12 protein-coding genes are annotated in these 10256 nt (G+C 69.0%); 5 read left to right on the forward strand and 7 right to left on the reverse strand.

What is annotated here, in order from left to right:
* The first annotated feature begins 29 nt into the window (after positions 1-29).
* Together H7I41_RS26410 and H7I41_RS26415 are read left to right on the forward strand one after the other, a co-directional pair.
* Positions 30-1028 (forward strand): phosphotransferase family protein, encoded by a 999-nt coding sequence (locus tag H7I41_RS26410; protein WP_264015614.1) that lies wholly within the window; start codon positions 30-32, stop codon positions 1026-1028.
* Between the two features lie 5 nt (positions 1029-1033).
* Positions 1034-1999, forward strand: coding sequence for an NADPH:quinone oxidoreductase family protein (locus tag H7I41_RS26415; protein ID WP_264015615.1), 966 nt, complete (start codon positions 1034-1036; stop codon positions 1997-1999).
* Between the two features lie 6 nt (positions 2000-2005).
* Here the strand turns inward: H7I41_RS26415 and H7I41_RS26420 are convergent, their stop codons facing one another.
* The 3 genes from H7I41_RS26420 to H7I41_RS26430 form a co-directional block, all read right to left on the reverse strand.
* Positions 2006-2518: a hypothetical protein gene (locus H7I41_RS26420; protein WP_264015616.1), complete on the reverse strand. Its 513-nt coding sequence runs from the start codon at positions 2516-2518 to the stop codon at positions 2006-2008.
* 14 nt (positions 2519-2532) lie between these two features.
* The gene (locus tag H7I41_RS26425; RefSeq protein WP_264015586.1) at positions 2533-3165 is read right to left on the reverse strand and encodes a TetR/AcrR family transcriptional regulator; all 633 of its coding nucleotides are present in this window, start codon (positions 3163-3165) and stop codon (positions 2533-2535) included.
* Positions 3166-3351: 186 nt separating this feature from the next.
* Positions 3352-4026 (reverse strand): winged helix-turn-helix transcriptional regulator, encoded by a 675-nt coding sequence (locus H7I41_RS26430; protein WP_264015588.1) that lies wholly within the window; start codon positions 4024-4026, stop codon positions 3352-3354.
* Between the two features lie 172 nt (positions 4027-4198).
* On the opposite strand from H7I41_RS26430, the gene H7I41_RS26435 reads away from it, so the two are divergent.
* The 3 genes from H7I41_RS26435 (at position 4199) to H7I41_RS26445 (ending at position 6084) form a co-directional block, all read left to right on the forward strand.
* Complete coding sequence (locus H7I41_RS26435) at positions 4199-4498, forward strand: hypothetical protein (RefSeq protein ID WP_264015589.1); 300 nt, start codon at positions 4199-4201, stop codon at positions 4496-4498.
* Between the two features lie 5 nt (positions 4499-4503).
* Positions 4504-5154 carry a hypothetical protein gene (locus H7I41_RS26440; protein ID WP_264015590.1) on the forward strand — a complete coding sequence of 217 codons (651 nt, stop codon included), beginning with the start codon at positions 4504-4506 and terminating at the stop codon, positions 5152-5154.
* Between the two features lie 102 nt (positions 5155-5256).
* Complete coding sequence (locus H7I41_RS26445; RefSeq protein WP_264015591.1) at positions 5257-6084, forward strand: class I SAM-dependent methyltransferase; 828 nt, start codon at positions 5257-5259, stop codon at positions 6082-6084.
* Between the two features lie 13 nt (positions 6085-6097).
* Here the strand turns inward: H7I41_RS26445 and H7I41_RS26450 are convergent, their stop codons facing one another.
* The 4 genes from H7I41_RS26450 to H7I41_RS26465 form a co-directional block, all read right to left on the reverse strand.
* Positions 6098-7246 (reverse strand): acyl-CoA dehydrogenase family protein, encoded by a 1149-nt coding sequence (locus H7I41_RS26450; protein WP_264015592.1) that lies wholly within the window; start codon positions 7244-7246, stop codon positions 6098-6100.
* A gap of 13 nt (positions 7247-7259) precedes the next feature.
* Positions 7260-8408 (reverse strand): thiolase family protein, encoded by a 1149-nt coding sequence (locus H7I41_RS26455; RefSeq protein WP_264015593.1) that lies wholly within the window; start codon positions 8406-8408, stop codon positions 7260-7262.
* A 25-nt stretch (positions 8409-8433) separates the two neighbouring features.
* Positions 8434-9648: a CaiB/BaiF CoA transferase family protein gene (locus H7I41_RS26460; protein WP_264015594.1), complete on the reverse strand. Its 1215-nt coding sequence runs from the start codon at positions 9646-9648 to the stop codon at positions 8434-8436.
* Positions 9648-10256: SDR family NAD(P)-dependent oxidoreductase (locus tag H7I41_RS26465; protein ID WP_264015595.1), on the reverse strand; the 609-nt coding region annotated here is incomplete at its 5' end. The genes H7I41_RS26460 and H7I41_RS26465, both read right to left, overlap by 1 nt.

Genomic DNA, 10256 nt, shown 5'->3' on the forward strand with positions numbered 1-10256 from the left:
GGCTCGACACCGCGCGACTCTCCGCATGGATGGACGAGGCCGCGCTGCCCGGTGCGGGCGAGCCGCTGCTCACCCGCTTCCTGTCCGGCGGAACGCAAAACGTGATCTACGAGATCCGCCGCGGCGCAACACAATGCGTGCTGCGCATGCCCCCTCCCGGTGCACCGCCCGACCGCGACAAGGGCATCCTGCGGGAGTGGCGCATCATCGAGGCGCTCGACGGCACCGAGGTGCCACACACCGCCGCGATCGCGGTGTGCGCCGACCCGGCGGTGCTGGGCCGGCCGTTCTACCTGATGGGATTCGTGGACGGCTGGTCGCCGATGGACCAGCGGGACTGGCCCGAACCGTTCCACTCCGACCCGGCCGCCCGGCCCGGCCTGGCCTATCAGCTCGCCGAGGGCATCGCGCTGCTGTCGAAGGTCGACTGGCGTGGTCGCGGACTGTCCGACCTGGGCCGCCCCGACGGATTCCACGAGCGTCAGGTGGACCGCTGGACCGGCTTCTTCGAGCGCATCAAGGACCGCGACATCGACGGCCTCGACACCGCCACCGCGTGGCTGCGTGCCCACCGGCCGCTCGACTTCGTGCCCGGCCTGATGCACGGCGACTACCAGTTCGCCAACGTCATGTACCGCCACGGCGGGCCTGCCCGGATGGCCGCCATCGTCGACTGGGAGATGGGCACCGTCGGCGACCCGAAGCTCGACCTGGCGTGGATGGTGCAGAGCTGGCCGGTCGACGCCGTAGCGCCGGAGGCCCCAAGAAGCGGTTCTGGGATGGATTACGTCGACATGCGCGGGATGCCGTCGCGCGACCAGGTCGTCGCGCACTGGGCCGAGGTCTCCGGACGGCAGGTCGACGACCTGGACTACTACCTCGTGCTGGCCCGCTGGAAGCTCGCCATCGTGCTCGAACAGGGCTACCAGCGTGCGGGTGACGACCAGAAGCTGCAGGCGTTCGGTCCGATCGTGCCCGCGCTGATGGCCTCTGCCGCCGAACTCGCCGAATCCACCGACTACCGGTGACGACGATCAGAGCCGCCGTCTGCCCATGGTACGGACCGCCGGAGGTGGTGCGCATCGAACAGTTGCCCGCGCCCTCGCCGTCGGCCGGGCAGGTGCGGGTGCGGGTCGACGCCGCCGCGGTCAACTTCCCCGACGTGCTGCTGATCGCCGACGACTACCAGCTCAGTGTCGCGCCGCCGTTCGTGCCGGGCAGCGAGTTCGCCGGGACGGTCGTCGAATGCGGGCCGCAGACAATGGAATTCACGGTCGGCGACCGGGTCCGGGGCACCGGGATGTACGGCGCGTTCGCCGAGGAGGTGGCGGTGGCCGCCGACGGTGTCGAGCGCATCCCCGACGGTGTGGACATGCCGGCCGCGGCGGCGTTCGGGGTGGCCTACCGCACCGCCTACCACGCGCTGCGCTCGACGGCGCGGATCGACGCAGGCGACCCGCTGATCGTGCTGGGCGCCGGTGGCGGCGTCGGGTTGGCTGCGGTGACGCTCGGCGCGGCGCTCGGCGCCGAGGTCGTCGCCGTCGCCTCCTCCGCCGAGAAGCTGGCCGCCGCAATCGAACACGGCGCCCGCCACGTCGTCGACCACCGTGCCGGCGAGCTGCGCCGGGCACTGCGCGACGCGGTCCCCGACGGCGCGGCGGCGGTCATCGACCCCGTCGGCGGGTCACTGTCCGAGCCCGCCCTGCGGTCGCTTCGCCGCGGTGGCCGGTTCGTGACGGTCGGCTTCGCCTCCGGTGAGATCCCGCGTATCCCGCTGAACCTGGTGCTCGTGAAGGGCGTGCAGATCGTCGGCTTCCAGTTCGGCGACGTCGACCCCGGCGAGTACGCGCGCAACGAAGGCGAACTGCGTGCGCTGTCCGAGTCGGGACGGGTGGCCCCGCACATCGGCGCGGTCTACCCGCTGGCCGACACGGCCTCGGCGCTGCGCCGGGTGGCCGACGGTCGAGCCGTCGGCAAGGTGGTCATCGACCTCCGGTGATCCCCGTCAGCCGGCCGGGATCAGGTCGGCGGCAACCGAGGGACACGCCATCTCACCGCAGCGGAACGTCTCGATGTAGCCCACGCTGTTCGGGTCACCCACGGCGGTCAGTGCCTGGGCCTTGAACGCCCTTGCCGCCGCACTCAGTTCATGCCGCACCGAGTCGATGTTGGTCTCCAGCTCGGCCGGCCACTGTTCACCCCACAGGGTGACCTCGGTCATGCCCTGATTCAGCGCGGTGAGCACGTGCATGCGCACCCGGGGGTCGGCGGCGAACATGTCGGCCGACACCGCGACGGTCTGCGGGTGGGGCCGCTGCGCCCACGACTGCAGGACCGACTCGAGGTCCATCACGACCGCACCGAGGATCTCCAACGGCCGCACGTCCTCGCCGTCGCGGTCGCGGTCGAGCAGCACGGTGACGTCCCAGCCGGCCATCGCGCGGTCGTACAGCCAGCCGCCGGCGAACTTCACGGCGTCCGACACCCCGGGCGCGACCACGTCGAGCCGGTACCTCATGTCGAAGTCCACGCTCACTTCTCCATCACCACGCTGTGGTCCGCTACGGGAGTGAACTCGCGGGCCAGCATCTCGGCGTACCCCTTGAACGCCTCGGTCAGGGGTATCGAAGGATCGAGTAACCATGAGGTCTCCATTCCGTTGACGAAGGCAAGGATCTCGACGGCTTTGGTGGCCGCGTCGATCCCCTGGCGGTACCGACCGGTGAGCTGACCGCGCCGGATGATGTCGGCCACGATGTCGACCGCGGCGCGGTGACGTCGGACGAGTCGGTCGTGCAGTGGGGCGTCGGGCGCGATGTTCTCCACCAGCAGCACCGTGAACGTGCCCACCAGTTCGGGCGCCCGCTCGAAGCGTTCGGCGACCCGGGCGATCTCCTGGAACAGGTCGCCGGTCCGGTCGGCGTGGGTGTCGTCGTCGAAGTCACGGGCGTCGAGCACCGCGTTGAGCAGCTGTTCCTTCGATTCGAAGTGGTGCAGCAGCCCGGCAGGCGTCACCCCCGCCTCACGGGCGATCTGGGCCAGCGAGGTGTTGCGCCAGCCGTTGCGGGCCAGCAGCCGTTCGGCGACTCCGAGGATGCGCTGCCGACGGTCCTCGCCCTTGGCGAGCAGCGTGGCGTAGGGCCGTGGCGACTGCAGCGCGGACACCGAACTCCTTCGTTCAACCAACCGACTGAACACACAGTAGGTTGGTTCACGCCGTGTGACAAGGGTCTCAGCGGACGAATGTTTGGACCCCGGATCACATGAAGATCGGGACCGCATACGACCCGTTGCGGCACCGGTCCCGCTTCCTTGAGGCGCGTCAACCGGTCCCAAGTCCGGCGCGCGACCTCACGCCGGTCGTGGCACCGCCGCGAGGCTCGACTGGCCGATCCAGGAGGGCAGAGCGCGTCGCACGTCGCCGGATGCCTCGATGGCGACCGAGCCGTCCAACAACCCACGCTGCCAGGACTGGTCTCCACGCCAGATCTGGCTCAGCGTTCGCAAGGTCGTCGACACCGTCGCCGCGACGTCATATCCGGGGTCGAAGTCGCACACCTGCGCTTCACCGTCGGCAACCATCAGCCACCACGACGAAGCCTTCGGAGGCGCACCCGACAACCGGAACGCCACCACGGTTCGCGTCCGCGGCCACTGCTCGAGCGCAATGGTGCGGCGGATGTCCCACATCAACACGCTGGGGTCGAGGTCCTTCTCGACGAGATCACTCATCCAGCGAACACTCCACGCTCCAAGGGCTTCCACCACGCCGACCAGTTCCCGCCCGCAGTCGGTCAACGTGTAGATGGTGCGGCCGTCGACTTCGGATCGCTCGACCACTCCGGCGCGAGTCAGGGTCTGCAACCGCTTGGACAGCAGTGTCGGCGACATCTTCGGCACGCCGCGACGGAGATCGTTGAAATGCGTGCTCCCCGCCAGCAACTCACGGACCACCAGCACGGTCCACCGCTCGTCGAGCAATTCCATGGCCTTGGCCACTGGACAGAACTGACCGTAACCCGCCATCTGCACCCACCTCCGCAGGGTCAGCAAACGCTGCTACCAGTACACCGCATGATCGCCACGCTGACTAGTACAGATGCAGAACCAGAGTCGCTACAGATCCGTGACTAGATGGCCGACGTCCCCTCGGCCGAGCATTGGTCTCCAGCCCAAAGCTCATCTGAAGGAGAAGGACATGATTTTCAAGAAGCCGACCGGCAGTCGTTTGACCAGCTACCTTGCGGTCCCCGCGGTCGCACTGGGCCTGGCCCTCGGGTCAGCCGCTGTCGCGGGGGCCGAGCCGATCTCGGAGAACACGATCAAGAGCGAATGCAAGGCCGCCGGCGGCACATACGGCACCACGGCGCCCTCGGGACCCAAGGGCCGCGGATCGCGGCTCTCCACCTGCACCTTCAAGGACATCAACGGGGAGACGTCCACCGACAACTACTACGACGGGCATTGGACGGGGACCACCAGCGGCCCGCCGAAGTGACTCGAGTGATTCCTCATCAGTCATCCATCAGGAGCGACACCATGATTCACAACAACATCGCCACGATCTCGGCCCGCAGGCGTCACCCCTCAGTGCCCGACGGCAACAAGACGCACAGACTCAGGCAGCTGGCGGCGGGCACGGTTGTGGCCTGCACCATCGGGCTGGGCTCGGCGGTCCTCGCCCCGGCCGGGATCGCTCACGCCTATGCGGGTTCCTGCGGCGGGTCGGTCGGCGCCGCCGGCATCGTGCAGGTGCGACAGTTCGAGCTACAGGACGCAGGCAACGGCAATTCTCTGGCCATCGTCGAAGCAGTTGCCGCCATGTCGGAAAGCGATGCCCGGTCCTACATCGACCGCCCTGGGAAGGAAGAGGCGTCCCTCCGGTTGTGGGGTGACGACGACGGATCCGATCAGCTCCTCGCGAGCTTCAACCCGGAGCGGTACTGGGCATCCCCGGCGGGCCTGGGAATGCGTGGCTCGGCGCAGCGGGAGAACTCAGCGTTGGACGAGGACCCTGGGTTCTCCGCCGAAGGTCGCGGTAGCAGCGGCTTCACGCCGGAAGCCGACGAGTTCTACACGACCGTCCGCCTGCTCGACTTCCGCAACGGATCGACTCACCATGTCGAAAGCTGCCGCCTGACCCTCGCTCATTGAGGGCGCCTCGATCTCTGCTGACGACGGTACAGATTTGCTACTGGATACCCGGTACCGGTTGGCGCACGATGTCAGATAGCCGATTCACCGAGGGAGACGACAATGACCAACCCATCTTCGACCGTCGACCATCAGGCGGTGGCAACCAAGCACCGCGCCATGTGGGCCACGGGTGACTATCCGCGACTCGCGGCGGAACTGGTGTCCCCGCTCGGCCCGGTGCTGGTCGCGGCGACCGGCATCGGAGAAGGCGACCGCGTGCTCGACGTGGCGGCCGGCACCGGGAACGCATCGATCCCCGCCGCGGAGACCGGCGCCAGCGTCGTCGCCAGCGATCTGTGCCCCGATCTGTTGGAGGCCGGCGCCAGGTCGGCTGCCGAGCGCGGCGTCGACCTCGAATGGCGGGAGGCCAACGCGCACGAACTGCCGTTCGGCGACGCCGAATTCGATGTGGTGATGTCGTCCATCGGGGTGATGTTCGCGCCGTTCCACCAGCTCGCGGCGAACGAGATGGTGCGGGTGTGCAAGCCGGGCGGCAGGATCGGGCTGATCAGCTGGACACCGGAAGGCCACATCGGGAAGTTGTGGGCGGCGATGAAGCCGTACGCACCGCCACCCCCGGCAGGTGCGCAGCCCCCACCGCTGTGGGGCCAGGAGGATCACGTCCGCGCGCTGCTGGGCGACCGCGTCACCGATGTCGTCACCGAGCGTCGGATGTTGAAGGTCGACCACTTCGCCGACGGGGCCGAGTTCCGCGACTACTTCAAGGCCACCTACGGGCCGACGATCGCCGTCTACCGCAACATCGAGGGTGATCCGGACCGGGTGGCAGCGCTCGACGCGGAGATCGCCGCGGTGGGTGACAGCGTCCTGAGCGCGTCGTCCAGCATGGACTGGGAGTACCTGCTGCTGACCGCGACCAGGGCCTGACCCGGAGACGGAGCTACAGGCCCAGCGACTTGGCGATGATCACCTTCATCACCTCGCTGGTGCCGGCATAGATGCGGGCCACCCGCGCGTCCGTGTACAGGCGCGCGATCGGGTATTCCATCATGTAGCCGTAGCCGCCGAACAGCTGCAGGCAGCGGTCCACCACGCGGGCCTGCATCTCGGTGCAGAACAGCTTGACCCGTGCCGCGTCCGCAGGCGACAGTTCGCCGTCGACGTGCAGGGCGACCGCGCGGTCGAGCATCGCTTGCGCCGCCTCCACCTCCGTCGAGCAGGCAGCCAGTTCGAACTTCGTGTTCTGGAAGGATGCCACCGGGGTGCCGAACGCCTTGCGGTCGCGGGTGTACCCGATGGCCGCGGTGATGGCCGAACGGGCCTGGGCGACCGAACCGACCGCCACCGTCAGCCGCTCCTGCGGCAGGTTGTGTCCGAGGTAGGAGAACGCCTCGCCCTCCTCCCCCAGCAGGTTCGCCGCGGGCACCCGGACGTCGGCGAACGACAGCTCGGCGGTGTCCTGCACCTTGCAGCCCATCTTCTCGAGCTCGCGGCCACGGGTGAAGCCGGCCATCCCGTCCTCCACCACCAGCAGGGACAGTCCCTTGCGCCGGTTGTCCGGGTCGGTCGACGTGCGGGCGACCACCACCACCAGGTCGGCCTGGATCCCGCCGGTGATGAACGTCTTGGCGCCGTTGACGATCCAGTCGTCACCGTCGCGCACCGCGGTGGTGCGCACCCCGGCGAGGTCCGATCCCGTCCCGGGCTCGGTCATCGCGACGGCCGACAGCAGCGTCCCGTCCGCCAGGCCGGGGAACCACCGACTGCGCTGTTCGTCGTTCGCGTAGTGCAGGAAGTACGGCAGGATCACCTCGAGCTGCGTGCGCACCGTCGACAGCGTCACCAACGCCCGCGCCGCCTCCTCCTGCAACACCACGTTGTAGCGGTAGTCGGGAATGCCTGCGCCGCCGTACTCCTCGGGGATCGCCATACCGAGCATGCCGAGGGCGCCCATCTGTTTGAAGACGTCGCGCGGCATCCGGCCGGCCTTCTCCCACTCGGGGTAGTGCGGCACCACCTCCTTCTCGACGAAGTCGCGGGCCAGCTGCCGGAACGCCTCATGGTCCTCGGTGAACAGGTTTCGCTGCATGGGTCTCCTACCGTCAGGCGACGAGTTCGACCAGCGTGGCGTTGGCCGTGCCGCCGCCCTCGCACATGGTCTGCAACCCGTAGCGAATTCCGTTGTGTCGCATGTGATGGATCATCCGCGTCATCAGCACCGCGCCGGATGCGCCGAGCGGGTGGCCGAGGGCGATCGCCCCGCCGAGCGGATTGAGCCGGGCCTCGTCGGCGCCCGTGTCGTCCAGCCAGGCCAGCGGGACCGGTGCGAACGCCTCGTTGACCTCGTACACGCCGATCTCGTCGATCCTGACGCCCGCCTTGTGCAGCACCTTCTCGGTGGCCGGGATCGGCCCGGTGAGCATCAGCACCGGATCGGCCCCGGTGACCGCGCCGGCGCGGTAGCGCACGAGCGGGGTCAGTCCGAGTGCGATCGCGTTGTCCTCGGCCATCACCAGCAGCGCCGCCGCACCGTCGGAGATCTGTGACGAATTGCCGGCGTGGATGACGCCGTCCTCGGCGAAGGCCGGCTTGAGCCCGGCGAGCTTCTCGACCGTGCTACCCCGGCGGACGCCTTCGTCGGCCACCACCGGCTCGGCACCGTCCGGGAACACCGGCACGATCTGCTCGTCGAACGCCTTGTCGTCCTGCGCTGCGGCGGCCAGTTCGTGCGAGCGCACGGAGTACTCGTCGAGCCGGGTGCGGGAGAACCCCCACTTCTCGGCGATCATCTCCGCCGAGATGCCCTGGTTGAACCCGAAGTCCGGGTATCGCGCAAGCACTTTCGGGCCGTACGGCATCCCGGTCGACCGCGCGGCGCCCAGCGGCACCCGGCTCATCACCTCGACACCGCCGGCCACCACGACGTCCTGCTGACCCGACATCACCGCCTGCACGGCGAAGTCCAGCGCCTGCTGGCTGGACCCGCACGCGCGGTTCACCGTCGTGCCGGGGATGTGTTCGGGCCAGCCCGCGGCCAGCACCGAGTACCGGCCGATGTTGCTCGACTGGTCACCGACCTGCGAGACGCAGCCCCAGACGACGTCGTCGATCACGTCGGGGTCGACACCGGCGCGCTCGACGAGTTCGTTGAGCACGACCGCGGACAGGTCCGCCGCGTGCATCCCGGACAGCCCGCCGTTGCGTTTGCCGACCGGCGTGCGGACCGCCTCGACGATCACCGTTTCGCGCATGAGACTGCTCCGATCCATTCGAGAACTACTGGTAGGCAGGGCCGATTGCCCGCTGCTCGCGCAGCGCGGCGATCTCCTCGGCGGTCAGGCCGATCCCGGTGAGCACCGAGTCGGTGTGCTGGCCCAGCCCCGGCACGGCGCCCATCGGCTGCTCGAAGTCCGAGATGACCGGCGGTGGTCGCAGCGCCATGATCTCACCGCCCGGGGTGTCCACCGGCCGCCACCGGTCGCGGGCGGCCAGGTGTGGGTGTGCGACGACCTCGCTGGGCAGGTTGTAGCGGGAGTTCCCGATCCCGGCATCGTCCGCCTTCTTCTGGATGTGCGCGAGATCGTGCTGTGCACACCATGTTCCGATGGCGTCATTGAGGGCGTCGCGCCGCCGGACGCGGTCGGAGTTGGTGGCGTACGCCGTGTCGTCGGCCAGGTCGGGCCGGTCGATGATCTCGCGGGCGAGCCGTTGCCACTCGCGGTCGTTCGTCGTGCCGAGCACGACGGTCTGGCCGTCGCGGGTGGGGAACGAGCCGTACGGCGCCACCGCAGGCGAGCTCATGCCGAGCGGCTGCTGGTCGATCCCGGAATGCTGGGTGTAGGTCAGCTGGTAGCCCATGATGTCGGTCATGGTGTCGAAGAGGCTGACGGCCACCGACGGTGCCGCGCCGCCGGCCCGGTGCCCGCGGGCGTAGAGCAGCGTCACGATCGACAGCGCCGCGTACAGCCCGGTCGAGATGTCCGCCACCGGCGGACCGGGTTTGGCCGGCATGCCGGGGTAGCCGGTGACGGCGCACGCCCCAGATTCGGCCTGGATGAGCAGGTCGTACGCGCGCTTGTCGGAGATCGGCCCGCCGGGGCCGTAGCCGTCGATCTCCACCCCGATGACCTGCGGGTGCCGGACCTCCAGGTCCGCTGCGGCCAATCCCATTCGCGCCATCGCACCCGGCGCCAGGTTGGACACCAGCACGTCGGCGCCGTCGAGCAGCCGGTGCAGCACGTCCACGCCGCCTGCGGCCTTGAGGTCGAGCGTGACCGACTCCTTGCCGCGGTTGCACCACACGAAGTGGGCGGCCTGGCCCTTGACGACGTCGTCGTAGTGCCGGGCGAAGTCGCCGCCGTTGGGGTTCTCCACCTTGATCACCCTGGCGCCGAAGTCGGCGAGGACGCGGGTGCACATCGGCGCCGACACCGCCTGCTCCAACGTCACCACCGTGATGCCGGCGAGCGGCGAGTCATCGCGTCCGATCATCACATGACCATGCCGCCGTCGACCGGCAGCACCTGGCCGGTGACGTACGACGCGGCGTCGGAGGCCATGAAGACGAACGCGCCTGCCACCTCGGAGGGCTCGGCCCACCGCTTCAGCGGGATGCGGTTCATCATGTTGGCCGCGAATTTCTCGTTGCTGCGGATGGTCTCGGTCATCGGCGTGGCAGCCAGCGGGGCGAGCGCGTTGACCATGATGTTCTTGATCGCCAGTTCGCGGGCGAGTGACTTGGTGAAACCGATGATCGCCGCCTTGGCGGCCGAGTAGTTCACCTGGCCGAGCGTGCCGGTCAGGCCCGCGGCGGACGTCACGTTGATGATCCGCCCGGTGCCGTCGGTCGGCACGTACGGCAGCGCCGCCTGGGTGACGGTGAACGCTCCGAGCACGTGCACGTCGAACAGCAGCCGCATCGAATCCTGGGTCGTCTTGCCGAACATCGCGGGCCTGGTCACCCCGGCGTTGTTGACGACGATGTGCAGCGCGCCGTCGGCGAGGCCGGCGGCCTGCTGGGTGGCTGCGGCGGCCGAGTCGGGGTCCGAGACGTCGAGCGCCGCGGCCTGGGCGGTGCCGCCCGCGTTCGCGATGCGCTC

It is taken from the genome of [Mycobacterium] manitobense (assembly GCF_025821665.1).
Taxonomy (GTDB): Bacteria; Actinomycetota; Actinomycetes; order Mycobacteriales; family Mycobacteriaceae; genus Mycobacterium; species Mycobacterium arseniciresistens.

Coding starts and splice junctions, on each gene's coding strand:
- H7I41_RS26455 (WP_264015593.1), bottom strand. CDS start 8,408: ATGCGCGAAACGGTGATCGTCGAGGCGGTCCGCACGCCGGTCGGCAAA.
- H7I41_RS26435 (WP_264015589.1), top strand. CDS start 4,199: ATGATTTTCAAGAAGCCGACCGGCAGTCGTTTGACCAGCTACCTTGCG.
- H7I41_RS26460 (WP_264015594.1), bottom strand. CDS start 9,648: ATGATCGGACGCGATGACTCGCCGCTCGCCGGCATCACGGTGGTGACG.
- H7I41_RS26420 (WP_264015616.1), bottom strand. CDS start 2,518: ATGAGGTACCGGCTCGACGTGGTCGCGCCCGGGGTGTCGGACGCCGTG.
- H7I41_RS26445 (WP_264015591.1), top strand. CDS start 5,257: ATGACCAACCCATCTTCGACCGTCGACCATCAGGCGGTGGCAACCAAG.
- H7I41_RS26410 (WP_264015614.1), top strand. CDS start 30: ATGGACGAGGCCGCGCTGCCCGGTGCGGGCGAGCCGCTGCTCACCCGC.
- H7I41_RS26430 (WP_264015588.1), bottom strand. CDS start 4,026: ATGGCGGGTTACGGTCAGTTCTGTCCAGTGGCCAAGGCCATGGAATTG.
- H7I41_RS26450 (WP_264015592.1), bottom strand. CDS start 7,246: ATGCAGCGAAACCTGTTCACCGAGGACCATGAGGCGTTCCGGCAGCTG.